This is a genomic window from Streptomyces sp. CB02980 (genome assembly GCF_014451325.2).
Lineage (GTDB): Bacteria > Actinomycetota > Actinomycetes > Streptomycetales > Streptomycetaceae > Streptomyces.
Map to the genome: position 1 here is coordinate 42,069 of NZ_JACSCH020000029.1, position 24,340 is coordinate 66,408.

General features: G+C 73.2%; 23 protein-coding genes and 1 pseudogene. 14 read left to right on the plus strand and 10 right to left on the minus strand.

Annotated elements, in window-relative coordinates:
• Positions 1-58: 58 nt before the first annotated feature.
• Complete coding sequence (locus tag E0F75_RS37700; protein WP_229315522.1) at positions 59-946, minus strand: hypothetical protein; 888 nt, start codon at positions 944-946, stop codon at positions 59-61.
• A gap of 192 nt (positions 947-1,138) precedes the next feature.
• Positions 1,139-2,206, minus strand: coding sequence for a biotin/lipoate A/B protein ligase family protein (locus E0F75_RS37705; RefSeq protein ID WP_229315524.1), 1,068 nt, complete (start codon positions 2,204-2,206; stop codon positions 1,139-1,141).
• 112 nt (positions 2,207-2,318) lie between these two features.
• On the opposite strand from E0F75_RS37705, the gene E0F75_RS37710 reads away from it, so the two are divergent.
• The 6 genes from E0F75_RS37710 to E0F75_RS37735 all read left to right on the plus strand — a co-directional run bounded on the left by E0F75_RS37710 (position 2,319) and on the right by E0F75_RS37735 (position 8,391).
• Positions 2,319-3,155, plus strand: a complete 837-nt coding sequence (locus E0F75_RS37710) for an inositol monophosphatase family protein (RefSeq protein WP_229315525.1) — start codon at positions 2,319-2,321, stop codon at positions 3,153-3,155.
• 72 nt (positions 3,156-3,227) lie between these two features.
• Positions 3,228-4,640, plus strand: coding sequence for an NAD(P)/FAD-dependent oxidoreductase (locus E0F75_RS37715; RefSeq protein ID WP_229315552.1), 1,413 nt, complete (start codon positions 3,228-3,230; stop codon positions 4,638-4,640).
• 9 nt (positions 4,641-4,649) lie between these two features.
• The gene (locus E0F75_RS37720; RefSeq protein ID WP_229315526.1) at positions 4,650-5,270 is read left to right on the plus strand and encodes an L-threonylcarbamoyladenylate synthase; all 621 of its coding nucleotides are present in this window, start codon (positions 4,650-4,652) and stop codon (positions 5,268-5,270) included.
• Between the two features lie 134 nt (positions 5,271-5,404).
• Positions 5,405-6,166: a metallophosphoesterase gene (locus E0F75_RS37725; RefSeq protein WP_229315527.1), complete on the plus strand. Its 762-nt coding sequence runs from the start codon at positions 5,405-5,407 to the stop codon at positions 6,164-6,166.
• 230 nt (positions 6,167-6,396) lie between these two features.
• A complete protein-coding gene (locus E0F75_RS37730) occupies positions 6,397-7,881 on the plus strand; it encodes a DNA-3-methyladenine glycosylase 2 (protein ID WP_229315528.1) in 1,485 nt (494 codons plus the stop codon).
• 6 nt (positions 7,882-7,887) lie between these two features.
• Entirely contained in the window at positions 7,888-8,391 is a 504-nt protein-coding gene (locus E0F75_RS37735; RefSeq protein WP_267500019.1) for a methylated-DNA--[protein]-cysteine S-methyltransferase, read from the plus strand.
• 28 nt (positions 8,392-8,419) lie between these two features.
• On the opposite strand, the gene E0F75_RS37740 is transcribed toward E0F75_RS37735, so the two are convergent.
• Complete coding sequence (locus E0F75_RS37740; RefSeq protein ID WP_229315529.1) at positions 8,420-9,139, minus strand: Sir2 family NAD-dependent protein deacetylase; 720 nt, start codon at positions 9,137-9,139, stop codon at positions 8,420-8,422.
• A 64-nt stretch (positions 9,140-9,203) separates the two neighbouring features.
• Here E0F75_RS37740 and E0F75_RS37745 point away from each other — a divergent pair.
• Positions 9,204-9,408: pseudogene (locus E0F75_RS37745) on the plus strand (DUF2191 domain-containing protein).
• A 6-nt stretch (positions 9,409-9,414) separates the two neighbouring features.
• Here E0F75_RS37745 and E0F75_RS37750 read toward each other — a convergent pair.
• On the minus strand, positions 9,415-10,524 hold the full coding sequence (locus E0F75_RS37750; RefSeq protein WP_267500020.1) for an ADP-ribosylglycohydrolase family protein: 1,110 nt from the start codon (positions 10,522-10,524) through the stop codon (positions 9,415-9,417).
• 338 nt (positions 10,525-10,862) lie between these two features.
• On the opposite strand from E0F75_RS37750, the gene E0F75_RS37755 reads away from it, so the two are divergent.
• Positions 10,863-12,014 (plus strand): glycerate kinase, encoded by a 1,152-nt coding sequence (locus E0F75_RS37755; protein ID WP_229315530.1) that lies wholly within the window; start codon positions 10,863-10,865, stop codon positions 12,012-12,014.
• 586 nt (positions 12,015-12,600) lie between these two features.
• Here E0F75_RS37755 and E0F75_RS37760 read toward each other — a convergent pair.
• Positions 12,601-13,800 (minus strand): CdaR family transcriptional regulator, encoded by a 1,200-nt coding sequence (locus E0F75_RS37760; RefSeq protein ID WP_229315531.1) that lies wholly within the window; start codon positions 13,798-13,800, stop codon positions 12,601-12,603.
• Between the two features lie 206 nt (positions 13,801-14,006).
• Here E0F75_RS37760 and E0F75_RS37765 point away from each other — a divergent pair, with 206 nt between their 5' ends.
• The 5 genes from E0F75_RS37765 to E0F75_RS37785 are packed head-to-tail and all read left to right on the plus strand — an operon-like array spanning position 14,007 to position 18,945.
• Entirely contained in the window at positions 14,007-14,825 is an 819-nt protein-coding gene (locus E0F75_RS37765; protein WP_229315532.1) for an ABC transporter ATP-binding protein, read from the plus strand.
• Positions 14,822-15,667, plus strand: a complete 846-nt coding sequence (locus E0F75_RS37770) for an ABC transporter ATP-binding protein (protein WP_229315533.1) — start codon at positions 14,822-14,824, stop codon at positions 15,665-15,667. The genes E0F75_RS37765 and E0F75_RS37770 overlap by 4 nt, the downstream gene beginning before the upstream one ends.
• Positions 15,664-16,554: a branched-chain amino acid ABC transporter permease gene (locus E0F75_RS37775; RefSeq protein WP_229315534.1), complete on the plus strand. Its 891-nt coding sequence runs from the start codon at positions 15,664-15,666 to the stop codon at positions 16,552-16,554. Before E0F75_RS37770 ends, E0F75_RS37775 begins: the two co-directional genes overlap by 4 nt.
• A complete protein-coding gene (locus tag E0F75_RS37780; protein WP_374115506.1) occupies positions 16,547-17,683 on the plus strand; it encodes a branched-chain amino acid ABC transporter permease in 1,137 nt (378 codons plus the stop codon). The genes E0F75_RS37775 and E0F75_RS37780 overlap by 8 nt, the downstream gene beginning before the upstream one ends.
• Positions 17,680-18,945, plus strand: a complete 1,266-nt coding sequence (locus E0F75_RS37785; protein WP_229315535.1) for an ABC transporter substrate-binding protein — start codon at positions 17,680-17,682, stop codon at positions 18,943-18,945. The genes E0F75_RS37780 and E0F75_RS37785 overlap by 4 nt, the downstream gene beginning before the upstream one ends.
• Before the next feature lie 3 nt (positions 18,946-18,948).
• Here E0F75_RS37785 and E0F75_RS37790 read toward each other — a convergent pair whose 3' ends face one another.
• Positions 18,949-19,788, minus strand: a complete 840-nt coding sequence (locus tag E0F75_RS37790) for an NAD(P)-dependent oxidoreductase (protein ID WP_229315536.1) — start codon at positions 19,786-19,788, stop codon at positions 18,949-18,951.
• A 58-nt stretch (positions 19,789-19,846) separates the two neighbouring features.
• Here E0F75_RS37790 and E0F75_RS40530 point away from each other — a divergent pair, with 58 nt between their 5' ends.
• Entirely contained in the window at positions 19,847-20,848 is a 1,002-nt protein-coding gene (locus E0F75_RS40530) for a GNAT family N-acetyltransferase (protein WP_308189648.1), read from the plus strand.
• A 72-nt stretch (positions 20,849-20,920) separates the two neighbouring features.
• Here the strand turns inward: E0F75_RS40530 and pssA are convergent, their stop codons facing one another.
• The 4 genes from pssA to E0F75_RS37820 all read right to left on the minus strand — a co-directional run bounded on the left by pssA (position 20,921) and on the right by E0F75_RS37820 (position 24,338).
• Positions 20,921-21,787: a CDP-diacylglycerol--serine O-phosphatidyltransferase gene (gene pssA / locus E0F75_RS37805; RefSeq protein WP_229315557.1), complete on the minus strand. Its 867-nt coding sequence runs from the start codon at positions 21,785-21,787 to the stop codon at positions 20,921-20,923.
• Entirely contained in the window at positions 21,780-22,436 is a 657-nt protein-coding gene (locus tag E0F75_RS37810; RefSeq protein WP_030320136.1) for a phosphatidylserine decarboxylase, read from the minus strand. The genes pssA and E0F75_RS37810 overlap by 8 nt, the downstream gene beginning before the upstream one ends.
• 169 nt (positions 22,437-22,605) lie before the next feature.
• Complete coding sequence (locus E0F75_RS37815; RefSeq protein WP_189834655.1) at positions 22,606-23,811, minus strand: acyl-CoA dehydrogenase family protein; 1,206 nt, start codon at positions 23,809-23,811, stop codon at positions 22,606-22,608.
• Between the two features lie 2 nt (positions 23,812-23,813).
• Positions 23,814-24,338: a MaoC family dehydratase gene (locus E0F75_RS37820; RefSeq protein ID WP_229315537.1), complete on the minus strand. Its 525-nt coding sequence runs from the start codon at positions 24,336-24,338 to the stop codon at positions 23,814-23,816.
• Positions 24,339-24,340: the final 2 nt, after the last annotated feature.

Here is a 24,340-nt window from a genome sequence, read left to right on the forward strand (position 1 = left end):
CGGTGACCGGTGCCGTGACCGGCGCGTCCGCGGTCAGGTGATGCGGCGACCGGACGAGTCAGCGGTCGGCGTCCGGGGCCCAGCCGGGGACGTGCGTCGCCACGGCCGCGTCCCACGCGGGGGCGCCGCCGGGGTAGGGCCAGGCCCGGGTGAGGTCGTACCCGCCGGCGATCGCCCTCAACTCGTCCGCGAGGCGGCGGCTCTGGTGCGCGATCCGCGACGCGGCGAGCGGCCCCTCCAGGGCGGCGACCCGCTTCTCGTACTCCTCCACGGGGCGGGCGGAGAGGAGCGCCACCCACTCGGGGTTCGCGACCGCCCGCGCGAGGATCAGCACCTCCGGTCGCCCGCCCTCCGCGAGCGCCGCCGTCACGCGGTCGTGACCGTCGAGCACGACGGGGGAGTTGAGCCCGCTGATCCACCAGGCGAACACCGGTGGCAGGACACCCTCCCGGTACTGCCGGCGGTACGCCTTCACCCGCGGCGCCTCCGGGGCCGACAGCGCCCGCAGCGGCAGCAGGTCGCGCGCGTCCTCCAGGGGATCGCCGTATCCGAACCAGGTCAGATGCCCCCGGTCCGGATCGTGGGCGAGGAGTGTGGGCCAGTTGACGGCGTTGAACCACCGGTGGACGTCCGGGACCAACAGCCACTCGCCCGCGTGGAGCGGCCCCTCGGCGGCCCCGCGCAGCTCCCCTTCCGCGTACGCCGCCCAGCGCTCCGACCACTCCGCCGACCCCGGCGCCGCGAACTCCGCGGCCGCTCGCGCCCGTTCGGCCCGCAGCGGGGCGAACGGGGAGGAGTACCGGCCGCTGCGCGCGTAGTGCAGGCCACGATGGGTGGCCCGCTGCCGGGCGAAGAGCACGGGGGCGGCGCCCTGCATCAGCACCAGCCGTCGCCCGTCGGCGCACTCCATCCGCAACCCCGGCTTCACCGGCCCCTCGACACGCATGCCGCCACCCTACGCAGCGGGCCCGCCCGCGGGGCGCGGCACCAGGGCGGCGTCTACGGGGCCGGCGCCGCGTCTACGGACCCGCGCCGTGTCTACGGCGCCTGGCGCCGCGTCTACGGACCCGCGCCGCGTCTACGGCGCCCGGCACCGCGTCTACGGGGCCCGCGCCGTGTCTACGGGCCCGCGCCGCGCCTACGGCACCCGCGCCGTCCACTCCGCCGTCCCGAACTTGGTCTCCGCGAGCTCCTTCGCCCGCGTCAGCGCGTCCTCCGTGACATGGCCCTCCGACAGGCCGTACCGGCCCCGGAAGGAGGCGATCATCCGGTCGATCACGGTCTCGCGCGGCAGGCCGGTCTGGCGCCGCAGCGGGTCCACGCGCTTCTTCGCGCTCTTCGTGCCCTTGTCGGAGAGCTTCTCGCGGCCGATCCGCAGCACCTCCGTCATCTTGTCGGCGTCGATGTCGTACGCCATCGTCACGTGGTGCAGGACCGCCCCGTGGCCCGCCACCATCCGCTTCTGCGCCGCGCCCGCGATCTTGCCCGCGTCCGTGGCGATGTCGTTGAGCGGCTGGTACCAGGCGCGGATGCCCATGTCGCCGAGCGCGCCGAGCACCCAGTCGTCGAGGTAGGCGTAGCTGTCGGTGAAGGACAGGCCCTGCACGAGGGCGTCGGGCACGGAGAGCGAGTACGTGATCGTGTTGCCGGGCTCGATGAACATGGCCCCGCCGCCGCTGATCCGGCGTACCACCTGGATGCCGTGCCGCTCGGCCGCCTCCGGGTCGACCTCGTTGCGGAGGGACTGGAAGCTGCCGATGACCACCGCGGGGGCACCCCACTCCCAGACCCGCAGGGTCGGCGGCCGGTGGCCCGCGGCCACCTCGGCCGTGATCACCTCGTCGAGCGCCATGTGCAGGGCGGGGGACTGCGGCGGCTCGTGGATCAGCTGCCAGTCGTAGTCGGTCCAGTCCGTGGCGTGGGCGAGCGCCCGGCGGACCGCGACCCCGACGCCCTCCGCGGTCAGCCCGAACATCTGCGTGCCCGGCGGCAGCGCCGCGTCGATCCGCGCCGCGAGCCCGGACGCGTCGGTGTCGACCGGCGCACCCTCCAGGGCCCGGTCGATCGCCAGGATCGCCTCGTCCGGTTCGAGGAAGAAGTCGCCAGCGACCCGGACGTTCCGCAGGAACCCGTCCTCGGCGTCGAGGTCGACGACCACCAGCTTGCCGCCGGGGACCTTGTACTCACCGTGGTACGCGCCGTGCACGGAACCCTCCCTGTAGGTAAGGGGTGAACTCGGCCAAAGAGTACTCCCCGGGGAAACAGAGGGTGACAAATCCGCCGGTCCGGTTGTCAGCGCCCCGTGCTTAGCTGGACGCATGAGTGAAGAGTTCCTTGACCTTGTCCTGACCGGCCGTACGACCGAGGTGGAGGAGGCGGTCCGCAAGGCGGCCGCCGCCGAGATCATGCCGCGCTTCCGGCAGCTCGCCACCGACGACATCGTCGAGAAGAACGGTCCGCACGACCTGGTCACCGTCGCCGACCGGGCCGCCGAGGCCCACCTCACGGAGTCCCTGACCGCCCTGCTCCCCGGCTCGGTGGTGGTCGGCGAGGAGGCGGTCCACGCCGACCCCTCCGTCTACGACGCCCTGCGCGGCGACGCCCCCGTCTGGATCGTCGACCCCGTCGACGGCACCCGCCAGTTCGTCCACGGCGACCCCGGCTTCTGCACCCTCGTCGCGCTGGCCCAGCACGGCGAGCTGCTCGCCTCCTGGACGTACGCACCCGCCCTCGACGAGTTCGCCGTGGCCGTACGGGGCAGGGGCGCCACGCTCAACGGGCAGCCGCTGCACGCCGGGTCGCCCGCCCCCGGTGAGGTCCTCGAGGTCGCCACCTCGCACCCCGACTACACCACCCCGGACCAGAAGCGGGCCCTGCTCGGCCTGGTCACCGAGGGTGTCGCCCCCCGGCCCTGCGGCTCCGCCGGACTGGAGTACCTGGCCGTGGCGCGCGGCGCGCTCTCCGCCACTGCGTTCTCCTGGGAGTACGCGTGGGACCACGCGGCCGGGCTGCTCCTCGTCACCGAGGCGGGCGGGACGCACACGACCCTCGCCGGCGAGCCGTTCAGGATCACCGGCGGGAACACCCTGCCGTTCACCGCGGCCCGGGACACGGCGACCGCCAACCGGATCCTCACCCTCCTCAGGGGGCAGTGAGGCCCTCGGAACCACCGGCCTATCCTGGGAGCCCTGGCCATCGGCTGACGAAGGAGTCCGAAGGTGTCGAAGGTGACGTCGATGCTCGATGCCGTCGTCGTGGGGGCGGGGCCCAACGGACTGACCGCCGCCGTCGAACTGGCCCGCCGCGGCTTCTCCGTGGCCGTCTTCGAAGCGAAGCCGACCGTCGGCGGCGGCGCCAGGACCGAGGAGCTCACCCTCCCCGGCTTCCGCCACGACCCCTGCTCGGCGGTGCATCCCCTCGGGGCCGGCTCACCGGTCTTCCGGACGATGCCCTTGCAGCGGTACGGACTTGAGTGGCTCCACCCCGAACTGCCCATGGCCCACCCCTGGGACGACGGCACCGCCGCCGTCCTCGCCCGCTCGGTCGCCGAGACCGCTGCCTCCTTCGGGCCGCGCGACGCGGGCGCGTACCGCAGGCTCGTCGCCCCCTTCGCCGGCAAATGGGACACCCTCGCCCGGGACTTCATGCAGCTGCCGCTCACGGCGCTGCCCCGCGACCCGGTCACCCTGGCCCGCTTCGGCCTCGCCGGACTGCCGCCGTCCACCTGGCTGATGCGCCGCTTCCAGGAAGAGAAGGCGCGGGGGCTGTTCGCCGGGATGGTCGCCCATGTCATGGCCCCGCTCGGCGGCTTCGCCACCGGCGCCGTCGGCCTGGTCTTCGCGCTCGCCGCCCACGCCGGCGGCTGGCCCGTGCCCCGGGGCGGCTCGCAGTCCATCTCCGACGCCCTCACCGCGTACCTCAAGGACCTCGGCGGCGCCGTCCACACCGACTTCGAGGTCAAGCGGCTCGACGACCTGCCGCCCGCCCGCGCCTACGTCTTCGACACCTCGCCCAGGGCCCTCGCCCGGATCGCCGGCTTCGGCGGCCACTACGACCGCTACCGGTACGGCGCCGCGGCCTTCAAGATCGACTATGCCCTGGACGGCCCCGTCCCGTGGACCGCCGAGGCGGCCGGACGCGCCGGAACCGTCCAGATCGGCCCCACCGCCGGCGAGATCGACACCGCCCTGCACCAGGCCTCCACCGGCACCGCGCCCGACGTGCCCTTCCTCATCACCGCCCAGCCCAGCGTCGTCGACCCCTCCCGCGCCCCCGAGGGCAAGCACGTGTTCTGGGCGTACGGCCATGTGCCGAACGGCTGGCAGGGCGACCTCACCGACGCCATCGAGCGCCAGATCGAGCGCTTCGCCCCCGGCTTCCGCGACCGCGTCCTGGCCCGCGCCACCGCGGGACCGCCCCAACTCGCCGAGCGCAACGCCAACTACATCGGCGGCGACATCGCCTGCGGCGCCGCCGACGGCCTCCAGCTCGTGCTGCGCCCCACGCTCTCGCTCCGCCCCTACGCCACCCCGCACCCGGCGGTCTTCCTCTGCTCCTCCGCCACCCCGCCCGGGCCCGGCGTGCACGGCATGTCCGGGCACAACGCGGCGAAGGCCGTCTGGCGCCTGCTGCGAAAATAGACTGCCCCCATGGCGAAGTACTTCGACGTGCACCCCGACAACCCCCAGCCGCGCACCATCGGCACGGTGGCCGACAGCATCAGGAACGGTGCGCTCGTCGCGTACCCGACCGACTCCTGCTACGCGCTGGGCAGCCGACTCGGATCCAAGGACGGCATCAGCCGCATCCGGGCGATCCGCGACCTCGACGACCGGCATCACTTCACGCTCATGTGCTCGAACTTCGCCCAACTGGGCCAGCTCGTGCACATCGACAACGACGTCTTCCGCGCGGTCAAGGCGGCGACCCCCGGCCCGTACACCTTCATCCTGCCCGCGACGAAGGAGGTGCCCCGGGCACTCCTCCACCCCAAGAAGAAGACGGTCGGCGTCCGTATCCCCGACCACGTCGTCACCCAGGCCCTCCTCGCCGAGCTCGGCGAACCACTGCTCTCCAGCACCCTGCTGCTGCCCGACGAGGCGGAGCCGCTGACGCAGGGCTGGGAGATCAAGGAGCGGCTCGACCACCTGGTGGACGCGGTCCTCGACTCCGGCGACTGCGGCACCGAGCCCACCACCGTCGTCGACTTCTCCAGCGGCGAGCCCGAGGTCCTGCGCCGCGGCGCGGGTGACACCACGCGGTTCGAGTAGCGGACGCGCCCGGAGCGGGCCACCGCCCGGGGCGAGCGGGCCACGGCTCGCGAAGCGGCCCTTACGGCACGGACCGCGATCACCGTACGGTCGGGTGGGCATCCGCCCGCCCGACCGACGGAGGACCGAGCCACGTGATCGTCATCGCTCATGTCAGCGACATCCATGTCGACCTGGAGCAGCGCAGCGCCGACCGCACCCGCGCGGTCATGCGCTACCTGGAGGAACTGCCGTACGACCTGGCGGCCGTTGTCGTCACCGGCGACATCGCCGACCACGCGGCACCCGACGAATACGCCCTCGTTCGGGAGCTGCTGACCTCCCGTCACCCGCTGCTCGTCTGCCCGGGGAACCACGACGACCGGGCCGTCCTCCGGAAGGTCCTCCTCCCCGAGACGACCGGAACGCGTCCGTACGCCCCCGTCAACCAGGTGCTCCGGGGCGAGGGCTTCGTGGTCGCCCTCTGCGACTCGTCCGTGCCCGGCAAGCACGACGGATACCTGGAGGACGAGACCCTGGAGTGGCTGGACGGCGTCCTCGACGCCACCCCGCGCGACGTTCCCGTCCTCGTCGGCTTCCACCACCCGCCGGTCCCGCTGCACACCCCGTACGTGGACGAGATCCGGCAGTTCGGCGAGGAGCGGCTCGCCGCGCTCGCCGACCGCCACCCGCACCTCACCGCCTTCCTCGCGGGCCACGTCCACACCGCCGCCGCCACCACCTTCGCCGGACGCCCGCTGCTCGTCGCGCCCGGGGTCGTCTCCTCGATCCGCCTCCCCTGGGAGCGCCCGGTGACGCATCCGCACATCCACCTCGACCAGCCGCCCGCGCTCGCCTTCCACGTCCTGGGGGACGACGGCAGGCTGACCACCCACTACCGGTCGGTCGCGGTCTGACCTCGCCGGCGGCCTCCGGCCGGTCGTGGCCCGGCCTCGCCGTGGGCTCCCCGGTGGTCGTGGCCCGGCCGTGGGCTCCCCGGTCGGTCGTGGCCCGGCCTGGGGCGCCCCGGTCGGTCGCGGCCCGAGCCCGCCGTGGGCCTCCCCGGTCGGGGCCGGACCTCGGGCGCGGCGACGTCCATGTCGTTTTCTCGCCAGCCCGTGAGCCGTCCGTCCCCGATGCTGGACTCATGCACACCGACACCGAGCGCTGCGTACGGGCCGTCCAGTCGAAGGACGCCCGCTTCGACGGCGTGTTCTTCACCGCCGTCCGCACCACCCGGATCTACTGCCGGCCCAGCTGTCCGGTCGTCCCGCCCAAGCCCGAGAACATGGAGTTCCACGCCAGCGCCGCCTCCTGCCAGCGCGCCGGGTTCCGGGCCTGCAAGCGGTGCCGGCCCGACACCAGCCCCGGCTCGCCCGAGTGGAACGTCCGCGCCGACGCCGTCGCCCGCGCCGTACGCCTCATCCAGGACGGCGTCGTCGACCGGGAGGGCGTCCCCGGGCTCGCCCGGCGGCTCGGCTGGTCCACCCGCCAGATCGAGCGCCAGCTCCTCGCCGAGCTGGGCGCGGGACCGCTCGCCCTGGCCCGCGCCCAGCGCGCCCAGACCGCCCGGGTCCTCATCGAGACGACCCCGATGCCGCTCGGCGAGGTCGCCTTCGCGGCCGGTTTCGCCTCGATCCGCACCTTCAACGACACCGTCCGCGAGGTCTTCGCCCTCACCCCGGGCGAGCTCCGCGCCCGCGCCGCCCGCCCCGCCGCCGACCGGGCGCCCACCCCCGGGGTGATCAGCCTCCGGCTGCCGTTCCGCGCCCCGCTGGAACCCTCCAACCTCTTCGGCCACCTCGCCGCGACCGCCGTCCCCGGCGTGGAGGAGTGGCGCGACGGGGCCTACCGCCGGACCCTCACCCTCCCGTACGGACACGGCATCGTCGCCCTCGCGCCCCGCGCCGACCACATCGCCTGCCGGCTCTCCCTCACCGACCCCCGTGACCTCACCCACGCCATCAGCCGCTGCCGCCGGCTCCTCGACCTCGACGCCGACCCCGTCGCCGTCGACGAGCGGCTGCGCGCCGATCCGCGGCTCGCGCCGATCGTCGACGCCGCCCCCGGCCGCCGGGTGCCGGGGACCGTCGACCCCGCCGAGTTCGCCGTCCGGGCCGTCCTCGGCCAGCAGGTCTCCACCGCCGCCGCCCGCACCCACGCCGCCCGGCTCGTCACCGCGCACGGCACCCCCGTCGACGACCCCGAGGGCGGCCTCACCCACCTCTTCCCGGGCCCCGAGGCACTCGCCGCCCTCGACCCCGAGACGCTGGCCCTGCCCCGCAGCCGCCGCACCACCCTCCTCACCCTGGTCAGGGCGCTCGCCGACGGCTCACTCACCCTCGGCCCCGCCGACGACCGCGAGGAGGCCCGCGCCCGGCTGCTCGCCCTGCCCGGATTCGGCCCCTGGACCACCGAGATCATCGCCATGCGCGCCCTCGGCGACCCGGACGCCTTCCTCCCCGGTGACCTCGGCGTCCGCCGCGCCGCCGAGGGACTCGGCCTCCCGGGCACCCCGGCCGCCCTCACCACCCGCGCGGCGCACTGGCGCCCCTGGCGCGCGTACGCCGTCCAGTACCTCTGGGCGACCGACGACCACCCGATCAACCACCTGCCCAGCGAAGGACACTGAACCGCCATGGCCCCCATCGTCCGGCACACCGTCATGGACAGCCCGTACGAGCCGCTGACCCTCGTCGCCGTCGACGGCGTCCTCAGCCGCGTCCATATGACCGGGCAGCGCCACCGTCCCCCGGAGGAGACCTTCGGCGAGCCCGACCCGCGCCCCTTCCGGGAGGCGATCCGCCAGCTCGACGCCTACTTCGCCGGCGAACTCACCGAGTTCGACCTGCCCCTGCGCCTGATCGGCACCGACTTCCAGCTCCGGGTCTGGGAGGAGCTGTGCCGCATTCCGTACGGGGAGACCCGGACGTACGGCGAACTCGCCGAGCTGCTCGGCAGCCCGAGCGCCTCCCGCGCGGTGGGCCTCGCCAACGGCAAGAACCCGGTTAGCGTCATCGTCCCCTGCCACCGGGTGATCGGCGCGGGCGGCGGCCTCACCGGCTACGGCGGCGGCCTGGACCGCAAGCAGCGGCTGCTCGCCTTCGAATCGGGTACGGCGGAACCGGCCGCCCTCTTCTAGGCCCTGTCGTCGAACTCCCGCCCGCCGCCTAGCGGAGCCGGTCGAGGAGCGCCGGGAGCGCCGTGCCGATCGGCTCGCGCACGACGTCGTCGGCGACGGCGTCGTACGGGGTGGGCTCGGCGTTCACGATGATCAGCCGGGCGCCGTGCTCGGCCGCGATCCCCGCGAGGGAGGCCGCCGGCTGGACCTGGAGGCTGCTGCCGACCACGACGAACACCGCGGTGGCCTTGGCGATCGACACGGCGTTGCCGAGCACCACCGGATCGAGCCGCTGTCCGAACATCACCGTCGCCGACTTCAGGATCCCGCCGCACACCCGGCACGCCGGGTCGTCCTCACCGGCCCGTACCCGGTCGAGCGCCTCCGCCATCGCCGAGCGCGCGTGGCAGGCCGTGCACACCACCGACCGTGCCGAACCGTGGAGTTCGAGGACCTTCCGGGCCGGCACCCCGGCGGCCTGGTGCAGTCCGTCCACGTTCTGCGTGATCACCCGCAGCGGGTTGCCGCTCGTCCGCTCGTACGCGGCGATCGCACGGTGCGCCACGTTCGGCTCGGCGCTCAGGACCGGACCGTCGAGCCGCATCCGCCACGAGCGGCGGCGGATCTCCGGATCGGCCATGTACGGCCCGTACGTGACGAGCCGCTCGGCCTCGGGGTCCTTCCGCCACATGCCGTTCGGACCCCGGTAGTCGGGGATGCCCGAGTCGGTGGAGATACCGGCGCCACTGAGGATCGCGACCATCGTCATACGAGGACCCTAGGCACCGCCGAACCGCTCCCGCGAGCGGGTTTCCCGGTGCTAGGTTCCCGCCATGGCCAAGGTGAACATCGGTCTCGACGCCGAACTCGTCGTGGAAGTCATGGTCCTGGCCGGCATCGGCAACCCTCCAGGACGCCGTCGAGGCAGTGGTCCGCGACTACATCGCCCGCGGCCACCGCACGGAGGCCCGAGCCGTCAGTCGCGACCAGGCCGAGCGCACCGGCGAGGTCGTCCGGCCGGAACCGCCCCGGGGCTGACGGGGGTCAGGCGGACTCGGTCAACCGCACTGTCCGCTGCGCCAGTTCACGGATTCCGACCCCGTCGAAGCCGAAGACGGCGCTGCGCACCCGGTCACGCAGCGGCTCCGACCACTGCGGCGGGATCGCCGCCGCCCCGCACCTCACCCCCGCCACCGATCCGGCCGTCGCGCCGTTGGAGTCCGTGTCCAGGCCGCCGCGCACGGTCAGGGTGATCGTGCGGGTGAAGTCCCCCTCCCCGTACAGGAGTCCGGCGGTCAGCACGGCCGCGTTGGGAACGGTGTGGATCCAGCCGAGCCCCGCCGTCCGCTCCGCCTGCGTGGTCAGCGTCGCCGACCAGTCGAGGCCCGCCTCGTGCAGCGCCATCGTGTCCCGAACCGTCCGGGCGAGCCGGCAGCTCGCCGGGATCCGCTCAAGGGACGCCTCCAGGGCGGACCGCACGTCCGGCGCGGTGAACGCCGCCGCGATCAGCGCCGCCGCCCACATCGCCCCGTACACCCCGTTCCCGGTGTGCGAGAGGACCGCGTCCCGCCGGGCGAGCGAGGCGGCCCGGCGCGGATCCCCCGGACTGGTCCAGCCGTGGACGTCGGCCCGGATCAGCGCACCGATCCACTCCTGGTACGGATTGTCGTACGTGGCCGTCAGCGGCGGCCGCAGCCCGTTGGCGAGGTTCCGGTACGCGGCCCGCTCGGCGGTGAACGTCTGGAGGTACGGCATCCGCAGCAGCCACTCCCGGCCCACCTGCTCGGTCGTGAAGGCGGAGCCGTACGTCTCCAGGATGCGCAGCCCCAGGATCGACCAGTCGATGTCGTCGTCCCGGCAGCTGCCGTCGATCCCGCCGCGCACGCACTGCCGCCACTCGGGGCGCAGCTCGAAGCCGGTGGCGCCGGGCGGCGGGGGCGGCAGGTAGTCGGTGAGCGGGAGCGCGTCGGTCAGCCGCAGATAGGCATCGATGCGCTCCCGGGTCCAGTGGTCACCCTGCTCCACGGGCTTGCCCAGCATGTTCCCGGCGATCCGGCCGGTCCAGCCGCCCAGGACACGGTCCGCGAGCTCCGCACGGGGGAGTTCCCCGTGCGGGCGCTCGCCGTGCGTGCGTTCCCCGTGTGTCAGGCCCATACCTCCGGTGTACCGAACCGGGCGGCCGCCCGCGCGCCGAAGCGGCTCCCGGCCGGCAGCGAGGGGTGCCGGCGCCCTCCGGCGGATCCGTGTCCGTGCGCGCCTTCGCCGCCCGGCGCGGCCGGTGGTGGGGGTCCGCCGCCATCCCGATCCCGATGACCGTGCCGTCGGGCGGGTGCCGCTCCTGCTGCTCCTGCGGGGCCCGGCCGATCGGTTCCGCGCTCACGTGACCCCACTATGGTGCGAAATATCAGCCGATCCGGGGGTGGCACGCCGTCCGGCGGTACGGATAGGGTCGGCCACGGCGCGACTGCACGTTCGAAAGCAAGGGATGCAAGGTGACGGACGGGGCAGCAACTCAGGTCGCTCACGTGCTCGTGGCGGCCGACAAGTTCAAGGGCTCGCTCACGGCCGTGCAGGTCGCGGAGCGGGTCACAGCAGGACTGCGACGGGTGATCCCGGAGCTCACGGTGGAGACCCTGCCCGTCGCGGACGGCGGCGACGGCACCGTCGCGGCGGCCGTCGCGGCCGGATTCGAACGCCGCGAGGTCCTGGTGACGGGGCCGATCGGCGAGCAGGTCACCGCCGCGTTCGCGCTGCGCGACACCACCGCGGTCGTCGAGATGGCCGAGGCCTCCGGGCTCCAGCTCCTCCCCGCCGGCGTCTTCGCCCCGCTGACCGCGACCACGTACGGCTCCGGTGAGCTGCTCCGCGCGGCGCTCGACGCCGGCGCGACCACCGTCGTCTTCGGCGTCGGCGGCAGCGCCACCACCGACGGCGGCGCCGGCATGCTCGCCGCGCTCGGCGCCCGCTTCCTCGACGCGTCCGGCGCGCCCGTGGGCCCCGGCGGCGCGGCCCTCGCCGACCTCGCCACGGCCGACCTCACCGGCCTCGACCCCCGCTTCGCCTCGGTCGACCTGATCCTCGCGAGCGACGTCGACAACCCGCTCACCGGGCCCAAGGGGGCCCCCGCGGTCTACGGGCCGCAGAAGGGCGCCACGCCGGACGACGTCCGGACCCTGGACGCGGCCCTCGCCCACTTCGCCACCGTCCTGGAGAAGGCCATCGGCCCCAAGGCGGCCGAGGCGGCCGCGGCCCCCGGCGCGGGTGGCGCGGGCGGCATCGGCTACGGCGCGCTCATCCTCGGCGCGAGCTTCCGCCCCGGCATCGAGCTGATGCTGGAGGTCCTCGGCTTCGCGCCCGCGCTGGAGCGGGCGACCCTGGTCATCACCGGCGAGGGCTCCCTCGACGAGCAGACCCTGCACGGCAAGGCCCCGGCGGGCGTCGCGGCCGCGGCGCGCGCGGCGGGCAAGGAGGTCGTCGCGGTCTGCGGCCGCCTGGCCCTTCCGCCGGAGGCGCTGGGCACGGCGGGCATCCGCCGCGCGTACGCGCTCTCGGCCCTGGAGCCGGACCCGGCGAAGTCCATGGCCAACGCGGGCCCGCTCCTGGAGGACGCGGCGGCGAACCTCGCCCGAGACTTCCTCGTGTAGCCCGCTGCCCGGGGGCTTCGACCCCCGCCCGGGGCATCCCCCGCGCCGACGGGCCTCCACCCACCGCCTCCCGGGCCTCCGCCCCGGCGGGGCGGTGCCCACCGATCCGCGACGCCGGACCTCGTTGTGGGCGTCTGCTCCGCTGGGGCGATGCCCACCCTCCCGGGCCGCCGTCCCCGCCGCCCACCCCCGCTGTGGGCCTGCGCCCGGGGCGCGCCCTCGCCGCCCCCTCGTTGTGGGCATGCGCTCCACCGGGGCGATGCCCACCCGCCCAGGGCGTGCCCCCGCCGACCGCCCTCGTTGTGGGCATTCGTTCCGCTAGGGCGGAACGGGTGGGCACAACGGACGGTGCCCCTTGCCGGGCCTAGGCTTCCGCGCCCTGACCCGCACCCCAGGTGCGGCGCGCTCGTGGTGCGGGCCAGGGCGCAAGGGGCGGAGGCGCCGCCAGGCGCGCCGTCCCGTGTGCCCACCCGTCCCGCCCCTGGGGGTCCCGCACAGCTGGGCGTGGGCTTGCCGCGGGGAGGCCGGTGGGCAGCGCTCAGCCGGTGCCGGTTCCCGTACGGCAGGGCCACCCCCGCGGCGGCCCCTACCCCGGTGACGTCAAGCGGAACGCGTCCAGTGCCAGTGTCATCTCCGTGAGGTCCCGCGGTCGCGACAGCGACCGGGCCGTCAGCTGCTCCAGGCGGCGCAGTCGGTTGAAGACCGTGTTCCGGTGGCAGTACAGCCGTCCCGCCGCCCGCCCCGCCGACCCCTCGCACTCCAGCCACGCGTCCAGCGTCTCCAGGAGCACCGCCCGGTCCGCCGGGTCCAGTTCGAGCAGGCCGCCCAGGACGTCCGAGACCAGCAGGCTCGCCACCTCCGGCTGGGCCACCACCAGCGCGCCCGCCATCCGCCGGTCGAGCCGTACGATCTCGCGGCTCCCCGGCGGGCACGTCCGCAGCGCCAGCTCGGCGAGCCGCCGCGCCCGGCCCAGCTCGGTCAGGCCCACCACCACCGGACTGATCCCCCCGGGACCCGGGCACCGCCCGTCGAGGAGTTCCGACAGCGCGTCCAGACCGGTGTCCCCGGCGAGCGCCACCACCCCCAGCTCGCAGTCGGCCCCCATCCGCCACAGGAACCGCACGCCCTCGCCCTGCACCTGCCGGTGGAACAGCTCCCGCTCCTCCCGCCGGTCGTAGCGCAGCACCACCACCGCGTACCGCCCCTGCTCCGGCAGGTCCAGGCCCGCCGCCGCCCGCGCCACCAGCTCGGGCGACCGCTGGCCCTGGAGCAGCGCGTCGAGGAGCGCCTGGAGCTGCTCGTCCGTACGGCGGCGCAGTTCGAGCTCCGTCGTCCGGTACGCCTCTGATGCCGTGTCCGCCTGCGCGTCCACCGCCGACCACACCGTCGTCGCCGACTGCATCAGCGCCGCCAACTGCGCCGTGTCCGTCCCCGCGCCCTCGATCAGCGCGTCCCAGACGAGATGCCCGGCGTGCCGGTAGGCGTGCACGACCAGTTCGAGCGGCATGCCCTGCGCGGCCCGCCGCCGGCCCATCTCGTCCGCGTGCTCCAGGTCCCGCCGGGGCGAGCTCCGGGGCGCCGAGATCATCTCGATCCCGATGCGTATCGCCTCCTCGGCCTCCTGCCAATGCTGGTCGTACGGCAGGATCCGCCCGTAGGCGGGCTCGTACGCGTGGAGTTCCCTCAGATGCTCGTCCACCAGCTCCGGCAGCCGCTCAAGAAGCGCCGTGCACGCCTGCGCGAGCACCTTCCAGTCGTCACCGGTCCGCCGTCTGCGCCGTCCCATGCCCGGAGGATCCACCGCCCCGGCCCCCTCCGCACAGCCCTGACGCGCAGCGTTGTGCGCATGCACAGCCCTTCGGCACGCCCGCTGGTCACCGGCAGCGATTCGGCCGCGGGCCGTGGACGCGCGGTCCGGCCCGGTGTTGGGGTGAGCGCCATCGAACGGCCGAGTAACAAGCATCGGCCGGGAACACCGGAAAAAGGGGAACCATGGGAGGTACCGCACCCGCCCTCGAGGTGACGGACCTGACGGCGGGATACGGACCGGTACACGCGTTGCGACAGGTGTCGCTGACCGTGCCGGCGGGTGAGGTCGTCACCGTCCTCGGGGCCAACGGGGCCGGCAAGTCGACGCTGCTGCGGGCGGTCTCGCGCACCCTCCGGTTCCACGGCGGCGCCGTGGTCTCCGGCACGGTGAGCCGCGACGGCCGGCCGCTCGACGGGCTGCCGCCCGACCGCGTCGTCGCGGCCGGCGTCTCCCAGGTGCCCGAGGGCCGCCAGGTCTTCGCCCGGATGACGGTCGAGGACAACCTACGGGCCGGAGCGCTCGGCAGCCGCGGCGGACGGGCGGCCAAGGCGGCCTCCCTGCGCCGGGTCCACGAGCTGTTCCCGGTGCTCGCGGAGCGGGCCCGCCAGCCCGCCGGGCTGCTCTCCGGCGGCGAACAGCAGATGCTGGCCGTCGGCCGCGCCCTGATGGCTTCGCCGGGCCTGCTCCTGCTCGACGAACCCTCGCTCGGGCTCGCCCCGCTGATGGCGGCCCGGATCGCGGACGCGGTCCGGGAGATCAACGCCCAGGGCACCGCGGTGCTGCTCGTCGAGCAGAACGCGGCGCTCGCCCTGCGGCTCGCCTCCCGCGCCTACGTCCTGGAGGTCGGCGAGGTCACCCTCTCGGGCCCGGCCGCCGAACTCGCCGCCTCCGACGAGGTACGCCGCCGCTATCTGGGCGTGGTCGACGAGGACGCCGCCGCCGACGCGGCCCGCGCCCGTGCCACGCACCCGGTCCTGTCCCGCTGGGAGGAACCCCGATGACAGCACGGCCGACACCGCCCTCGTCACCCGGCCCCGCAACACCACCCGCCCCCGATGCCCCCGCCTCCGACGTCCCCGCCCTCGAAGTCCGCGACCTCACCGTCCGCTTCGCCGGCCTCACCGCCCTCGACGCCGTCGGCTTCACCGTCCGGCCCGGCACCGTGCACGCCCTCATCGGGCCCAACGGCGCCGGGAAGTCCACCTGTTTCAACGTCCTGTCCGGTGTCTACCGCGCCACCGAGGGCTCCGTCCGCCTCGGCCCGCACGAGCTGACCGCCCTGCCCCCGCACCGGATCGCGGACCTCGGCGTCGGCCGGATCTTCCAGAACCTGGCCCTGCCGCCCCGCGCCACCGTCGAGGACAGCCTGATGCTCGGCCGCCACCGGCTGACCCGCACCGGCTTCGTCGCCGCCGGGCTCCGCCTCCCCTCCGCCGCCCGCGAGGAGGCGCGCCACCGCGCCCGGGTCCGGGAGATCGCCGCCTTCGTCGGCCTGGAGCAGCAGCTCGCGCGACCGGCCGGCTCGCTCCCGTACGGGCAGCAGAAGCTCGCCGAACTGGCCCGTGCCCTCTGCATGGAGCCGAAGCTGCTGCTCCTCGACGAGCCCGTCGCCGGGATGACCGCCGACGAGCGGCGCCGAACCGCCTCGGTCATCGCCGGGGTCCGCGACAGCCTCGGCATCTCTGTGCTCCTCGTCGAGCACGACATGGGCCTGGTGATGCGGCTCGCCGACTCCGTCACCGTCCTCGACTTCGGCCGCCGGATCGCCGACGGGGCACCCACCGACGTCCAGAACGACCCGGCGGTCGTCCGCGCCTACCTCGGAGAGGAGTCCGCCGCGTGAGCACCTTCGCCGAGTTCCTGATCAACGGCATCTCACTGGGCTCGATCTACGCCCTCATCGCCCTCGGCTTCGTGGTCATCTTCCGGGCCACCGAGGTCGTCAACTTCGCCCACGCCTCGCTCCTCCTCGCCGGCGGCTACGTCACCGCCGTCCTCCACGACGAGATCGGCTTCTGGCCCGCCCTGCTCGCCGGCATCGCGGGCGCGGCGGTGGTCGGCGCGGCCGTCGAGTTCTTCGTGATGCGCCGCCACCGGGGCACCGACCACAGCGTCCTCGCCATCGTCACCATCGGCGTCGACATCCTCCTCGCCACCGAGCTGACCCGCCGGATCGGCACCGACATCCTCGCCCTCGGCGACCCGTGGGGCGACGCCGTCGTCACCGTCGGCGGGGTCACGATCGCGGAGACCAGGATCGCCGCGCTGCTCGCGGCGGCCCTCCTCATCACCGCGTTCCTGCTCGCCTTCCGGTACACGTCCTGGGGCGTCGCCATGCGGGCCGCCGCCGAGAACCAGGAGACCGCCGCCCTCATGGGCATCCGGCTCGGCCGGGTCTCGATCGGCGCCTGGGCGGTCGCCGGCGGTCTCGCCGCCGTCGCCGCGCTCTTCCTCACCGTCTTCCCGACCCCGGGCCTTGAACGGGCCACCTCGCTCGCCGCCCTCAAGGCCTTCCCCGCCGCCATCCTCGGCGGCCTCGACTCCACCACGGGCGCCCTCGTCGGCGGGCTCCTCGTCGGCGTCACCGAGTCCCTCGCCACCGGCTACCAGAGCGACCTGGCGTTCCTCGGCCGGGGGATCGGCGACCTGGCCCCGTATCTCGTCATGGTCGCGGTGCTCCTGATCCGCCCGGCCGGACTCTTCGGCACGAAGGAGTTGGCCCGTGTCTGAGACCCTCGCCCGGAGCGGCCTGCGGGTCGGCAGTCCCGCGGTGTACGGAGGGGCCGCGGCCTGCCTCGTCCTCCTCGTCCTGCCGTTCTACCTGGACCGGTTCTGGCTCCAGGCCGGCCTGTTCGCCATGGTCGCCGCCCTCGGCGCGATCGGCATCAACCTGCTGACCGGCGCCACCGGACAGCTCTCCATGGGCCACGCCTTCTTCCTCGCCGTCGGCGCCTACGGCTACTGCGCCTTCGCCGGGGACGGCGCCGACGGGCTCGCCGGACTCGGCCTGCCCGGCTGGCTCGCCGCCGTCCTCGCCGTCGCCTTCTCGGGCCTGGCCGGCGGGGTGTTCAGCCCCATCGCGGGACGGCTCCAGGGCGCGTACCTCGGCATCGCCACCCTCGCGCTCATCTTCATCGGCCAGCACGTCCTCTTCAACGCCCATGACCTCACGGGCGGCTACAACGGCCGCGCGGTCCCGCCGCTCTCCCTCTTCGGACTCACCTTCGACGACACCGAACTCCTCGTCGCCCAGGTGCCGTTCGGGGCGGTGGAGAAGCTCTGGTACCTCGGTCTTGTCCTGCTCCTCGGCGGGGTGCTCTTCGCCCGCGGCGTTCTCCGGGGCCGCCCCGGACGGGCGATGAACGCCATCCGCGACCACCGGATCGCCGCCGGCGTCATGGGCATCCCGGTCGCCCGCTACCGGGCCGCCGTCTTCGTCCTGTCCTCCATGTACGCGGGCCTCGCCGGCGTCCTGCTCGCCCTGGTCTTCCAGCGCACGGTGCCGGAGTACTTCGGCATGGCGCTCTCGCTCGAATACCTCGCCATGATCGTCATCGGCGGTCTCGGCTCGGTCGCGGGAGCGGTCGCCGGCGGCGTCTTCGTCTCCCTCCTGCCCCAGCTCCTCAACCGCTACAGCGACGCGCTCCCGCTGGTCTCCGCCCCGGGAACGGGCGGCATCGCACCGGGGGAGGCCGCGCGCTACCTGTACGGCGCCGCCGTCGTCGCGGTGGTCCTGTTCCTGCCCGGCGGGCTGGCCCGGCTGGCCGCCCGAAGGCCCGGAAGAGCCGGAGCCGGCAAGAGCCCCAAGAACCCCACGCACACCCCGATCACCACCGAACCCTCAGGGGAGGCACGATGAACCACCGACGACAGGCCGTGCGGGGCCTGGCCGCCGCGCTCGCCGCACTGGTCGCCCTCACCGCCGCCGGATGCAGCTCCAAGGCGAAGACCGGCGACGGCAAGCAGACCGGCGCGGGCGGGGTGAAGACCGGCGAGGGCGTCACCGACAAGACGATCTCGCTCGGCGCGCTCACCGACATGACCGGCGTGTACGCCACCCTCGGCAAGAGCGTCACCCAGGCCCAGCAGCTGTACGTGAAGCAGGTCAACGCCGCCGGCGGGATCTGCGGCCGGCAGCTGGAGCTGACGGTCCGCGACCACGGCTACGACCCGCAGAAGGCGCTCGCCGCCTACACCGAACTGGAGCCCAAGGTCGTCGGCTACACCCAGTTCATCGGCTCGCCGTTCGTCGCCGCCGTCAAGCCCCGGGTCGACACCACGGACAAGGGCCTCGTCCTCCCGCAGGCCTGGTCGGCCTCGCTGCTCGGCTCCCCGTACATCCGCGTCCTGGGCGCCACGTACGACGTCGAGACCATCAACGCCGTCGACTTCCTGCTCAAGGAGAAGGGCCTGAAGTCGGGCGACAAGCTCGGCCACGTCTACTTCGAGGGCGACTACGGCGAGAACGCGCTCAAGGGCTCGAAGTACGCGGCGGAGAAGGCGGGCCTGACCGTCGTCGAGCAGAAGATCAAGCCCACCGACAACGACATGTCGGCGCAGGTCGCGGCGCTCAAGCAGGCCGGGGTCAAGGCCATCGTCATCAGCGCCGGCCCCCGCCAGGCCGCCTCCCTCGTCGGAGTCGCCGCCGCCACCGGCCTGAAGGTCCCCGTCGTCGGCAACAACTCCGCCTTCGCGCCGCAGCTGCTCGGCACCCAGGCCGGTCCCGCCCTGGAGAAGATGTACTGGTTCGCCTCCCCGAGCCTCCCCATCGGCGCGGACACCCCGACCGCGAAGAAGCTCGTCGCGGACTACAAGGCCGCCTACCCGAGCGACTCCCTCGACAACGGCATCGTCGCCGGCTGGACCGCGGCGAGCGTCTTCGGCGAGGCCCTGAAGAAGGCCTGCGAGAGCAAGGACCTGACCCGCGACGGTGTCGACAAGGCGCTCCTGACGCTGACGTCCTACGACGCCGGCTTCGGGATGAGCCACAACCTCGGCGACCCCAAGGCCCCGTCGTCCCGGGAGTCCGTCATCATCCAGCCGGACAAGAAGGTCCCCGGCGGCATGCGCACCGTCCGGCAGCCCTTCGTCGCGGACGCCGCGAAGTCCTACACCCCCTGACGGTCAGCCCGGGTCCCGGTCCGCGAACCCCGTCCGCCAGGACGGGCGGGCCGGGGCCCAGCCCAGGGCACGGGCCCGGCCGTTCACCGCGCCCCGCGCCCAGGGTGCCCCGCCCCCGCTCCGCGCCGGGGCCGGGACCCCCAGGGCCTTCGCGAGGACCGGCAGCCAGGCGTGGCCGGGCGCCGGCTCGTCGTCCACCACGTTGTACGCGCCCGGGGGCCACGCGAGAGCCCGTACGGCCGCCTCGGCCGCGTCGGCCACGTGCACGAAGGAGCTCACCGCCTCGTCGGCCGCCGTGCTCCCGAGGAACCGGGCGGCCGGGTCCCCGGCGAGCGCGGCGGCCACGGCGCCGCCCGGGGCGTACCAGGTGCCGGGGCCGTACAGGATCCCGTACCGCAGCACGACCGCCTCGGGGAGCTCGGCCACCGTGTCCTCCAGGGCCCGCACCCCGGCGACGATCCGCGACCGGGGCGGCTCGTCCGCCGGGTCGAGCGGTACGGACTCGTCGGCGGGTCCGTCGCCGGGGGCGTACGCCCAGCTGATCGACTGCGCGACGATCCGGCCGACGCCGGCGCCGCGTGCCGCGTCCACCAGGTTCCGGGTGCCCTCGACCCGTACGCGGTTGTTCGCGGCCCCGTCCGCCGCACCCAGGTCCGTGAGCTGATGGACCACGGCGTCCGGCGCCGCCGCCGCCACCGCGCGGCGCACCGCCACGGCGTCCAGCACGTCCACGGGGTTCGGACCGCGCCGGGACAGACCCACGACCTCGTGGCCGGCCGCCTCCAGGCGCGGCACGAGCTGACGGCCGACGGCGCCCGTGGCGCCCGCTACCAGTACACGCATGGGCCCAGCGTAAAAGATCTTCACGTTCCCGAAACATCGCGGTGTGAAGCTCGGGCCCATGACTGCACGTATCGAGGAGAACCGCTCCCACCCACGCCTCCCTGACCTGCTGGCCGCCTACCACCTGGTCAACCAGGCCGAGAAGGGGACGGCGGTGGAGGCGGCCGCCCAGCTCCCCGCCGTATACCGCGCCGAGGTCGAGGACCCGGCCGGCGCGTTCGCCGCCGACACGGTCCTGCTCGCCACCGCCCCCGGAGGGGACACGCCGTCGGGGTGCGTCGTCCTCAAGGCGGCCCCCGCGTGCGGAGCGCCCGAGATCAAGCGGCTCTGGGTGGCGCCCGAGGCCCGCCGCAAGGGGATCGCGAAGGCCCTCATGACCGAGGCCCTGCGCCGCGCCGCAGCCTCGGGAGCACCCGCCGTACGCCTCACGGTGTGGTCCTGGCGGGAGGAGCCGCTCGCCCTCTACCGGAGCCTCGGCTTCGGGAGCGTCGACTCGTGGGACGAGCGGCCCGACCTGGTCTGCCTGGAGAAGCCGTTCGACGTCATCGAGCGCCTCACCCCCGACGAGGTCCGCGCCCACGCCTCCGCCGGTCTCGCCGCGCTCCTCCTCGACGCCGTGGACTCCGGCGCCTCCGTCGGCTTCCTGGCACCCCTCGCGGCCCGCGAGGCGGCCGCCTGGTGGGCGCGCGTCGCCGAGGAGGCAGCCGAGGGCGTACGGGACGTCTGGGCGGCCCACGGCCCCGACGGGGGCCTCACCGGCGTCGTCACCCTCGTCCGAGGGGGCACGGCCAACGGCAGGCACCGCGGCGAGATCGCCCGCCTCCTGGTGCACCGCTCGGCCCGGGGCGGAGGCCTCGGGTACCGGCTGCTCGCCACGGCCGAGGCCCATGCCGCCGCCACCGGCCTCACCCTGCTCGTCCTGGACACCCAGACCGACAGTCCGGCCGAGCGTCTCTACCGGGGCGCGGGCTGGACGGCCGCCGGCACGATCCCGGACTTCGCCGCCGACCCGGCGGGCGTCCTGCGCGCGACCACGCTCTACTACAAGCGTCTCGGCTAGCCCGGGGGGAACGGAAAGGGCCCCGGAGGCGATATCGCCTCCGGGGCCCTTCTCGTACGTACGTGTCCTGCGCTACGGCAGCTGCGCCGCACGCGCCTCCCGGCTCTCACGCCGGTTGCCGCGGAAGGTGTTCACTCGACGGGCCGTCGCGAAGAGGGGGATCACGGCGCCCATCACGACCTGGAGCGCGCATCCGGTCTGGAGCAGGAACTGCCCGCCCGGAGCGTCGAAGGCCCAGGCCGCCAGCATGCCCATCGCGCCGACGATCCAGCTGAGCATCGCCACCGCGAGGATGCCCCGCGGCTTGGGGTACTCGACCCGGCTCACCATCAGCCAGGCGACACCGATGATCGCGAGCAGCGTCGGGATGAACGGCAGCTCGAGGAGCACGATCGAGACCACCGTCAGCGCGCCGAAGGGGCTCGGCATGCCCTGGAACATGCCGTCCTTCATGGTCACGCAGGAGAATCTCGCCAGCCGCAGCACCACCGCGAGCAGCACCACGATCGCGGCCACCGCCGAGACCTTCTGCTGCGCGCCGGGCGTGACCATGCCGTACACGAGTACGAAGTAGGCCGGGGCCAGACCGAAGCTGATCAGGTCCGAGAGGTTGTCGAGCTCGGCGCCCATGGGGGAGGAGCGCAGCTTGCGCGCCACGATGCCGTCGAACAGGTCGAAGATCGCCGCGGCCAGCATCAGGATCACGGCGGTGGCGGCGCTGTTGCGCGCCATGCCGGTCTCCGTGCTGCCCGTGAGGTGCGGGATGAGGATGCCCGTGGTGGTGAAGTACACCGCCATGAATCCACACGTGGCGTTACCGAGCGTGAGGGCGTCCGCTATGGACAGCCTCAACGACAGCGGCATCTCCTCGGCCTCTTCGGACCCTTCCGTATCGGTGCCGGCGACCCAGTCGGCGGCCCGTGTGTCGGGATCAATCACGGTCAATGCGAGTCACCCCCGCTGTGGTGGCCTGGCCGACCTCGACGGCGACCTCGACACCCTCGGGGAGGTAGATGTCGACGCGTGAGCCGAAGCGGATCAGACCGATGCGGTCACCCTGCTCGACCTTGGTCCCCTGCGGGATGTACGGCACGATGCGCCGGGCGACGGCGCCCGCGATCTGCACCATCTCGATGTCGCCGAGCTCGGTGTCGAAGTGCCAGACAACGCGCTCGTTGTTCTCGCTCTCCTTGTTGAACGCCGGGACGAACCCGCCGGGAACGTGCTCCACGGACGTCACGGTGCCGGCCAGCGGCGCGCGGTTGACGTGGACGTTCAGCGGGCTCATGAAGATGGCGACCCGGGTGCGCCCGTCCTTCCACGGCATGATGCTCTGCACCACTCCGTCGGCGGGGGAGATGACCCGGCCCTGAGCGATCTCACGCTCGGGGTCGCGGAAGAACCACAGCATGCCGGCCGCGAGCGCGGTGGTCGGCACGGCGATGGCCGCGGCCCGCCTCGACTTGCGCGCGCGCACGAGGCTGAGCGCCGCGGTGGCGACGGTCGGCAGAAGCCACGGCGATGCTCCGCGCGCGAGGCGTACGCCCGTGAGGCTGTCGCGGTGTGCAGAGGTTTGGCTGTGGGGCATGGATGACCTTCGTAGCGGATGATGCCGCACTGGCAACGGGGGACGGCGGCTTTCCCTCGATGCTATCGGTTGCGGGACGCAACTGGGTAAGCCAGGAACCGAGTCGACGGCCGGAAGACGAACACAGGGTGTGATCTTCTTCGCGGCCGAAACGACTCAAAACCGACAATCAACCCTGGAATCGGTACTCCTCGAGCAGCCGACGACCAATGATCATTTTCTGGATCTCGGCGGTACCTTCACCGATGAGCAGCATCGGCGCCTCACGGTAGAGGCGCTCGATCTCGTACTCCTTGGAGAACCCGTAGCCGCCGTGAATGCGGAAGGCATCCTCGACGACCTCCTTGCAGTATTCGGAGGCGAGGTACTTCGCCATCCCTGCTTCGAGGTCGTTTCGTTCCCCGGAGTCCTTTTTGCGTGCTGCATTCACCATCATCGCATGAGCGGCCTCGACCTTGGTAGCCATCTCGGCCAGCTTGAACTGAATCGCCTGGTGCTGAGCGATCGCCTTGCCGAAAGTGTGACGCTGCTGGGCATACGAGACACCGAGCTCGAAGGCACGCTGAGCGACACCGCAGCCACGGGCCGCCACGTTCACCCGGCCGACCTCGACGCCGTCCATCATTTGGTAAAACCCTCGGCCGGTGACTCCGCCGAGGACCCGATTGGCCGGAATGCGCAGTCCGTCCATGATGAGTTCGGTGGTGTCGACCCCCTTGTAACCCATCTTGTCGATCTTCCCGGGGATGGTGAGGCCGGGGCGGACCTCTCCGAAGCCGGACTCCTTCTCGACGAGGAAGGTCGTCATCGACTTGTGGGGGGCGGTGCCCTCCGGGTGTCCTTCGTCACTTCGGACGAGAACGGCGACCAGGGTTGACGTCCCGCCATTGGTCAGCCACATCTTCTGGCCGTTCAGGACGTACTCGTCGCCGTCCTTGACCGCCTTCGACGTGATCGCCGACACGTCCGAGCCGAGGCCCGGCTCCGACATCGAGAACGCGCCACGCGTCTCGCCGGCCGCCATCCGCGGAAGGAAGTAGTCCTTCTGCTCCTGGGTGCCGTGCTGCTTCAGCATGTACGCCACGATGAAGTGCGTGTTGATGATGCCGGAGACCGACATCCAGCCACGCGCGATCTCCTCCACGCACAGCGCGTAGGTGAGGAGCGACTCACCCAGACCCCCGTACTCCTCGGGGATCATCAGACCGAAGAGGCCGAGCTCCTTGAGCCCGTCGACGATCTGCTGGGGGTACTCGTCGCGGTGCTCCAGCTCGGTGGCGACCGGGATGATCTCCTTGTCGACGAACTCCCGGACGGTCTTGAGGATCTCCTGCTGGACGTCCGTGAGCCCGGCGGTCTGGGCGAGTCGGGCCATGGCTACTTCTCCGTCTTCTTGGCGGGCTCGATCAGCTCGGGGCGGCCGGGCTGCTCGCCGCCGCGCTCCTTGATGTACGTCTCGGTGGGGACCATCACCTTGCGGCGGAAGACACACACGAGGGTGCCGTCCTGCTTGTAGCCCTTGGTCTCGACGTAGACGATGCCGCGGTCGTTCTTCGACTTCGACGGGGTCTTGTCGAGGACCGTGGTCTCGCCGTAGATCGTGTCGCCGTGGAAGGTCGGCGCCACGTGCCGCAGCGACTCGATCTCCAGGTTGGCGATGGCCTTGCCGGAGACGTCCGGCACGGACATGCCGAGCAGCAGCGAGTAGATGTAGTTGCCGACGACGACGTTCTTGCCGAAATCCGTCGTGTTCTCGGCGTAGTTCACATCCATGTGCAGCGGATGGTGGTTCATCGTCAGCAGACAGAAGAGGTGGTCGTCGTACTCGGTGACCGTCTTTCCGGGCCAGTGCTTGTAGACGGCGCCGATCTCGAACTCTTCGTAGGTGCGGCCGAACTGCATCG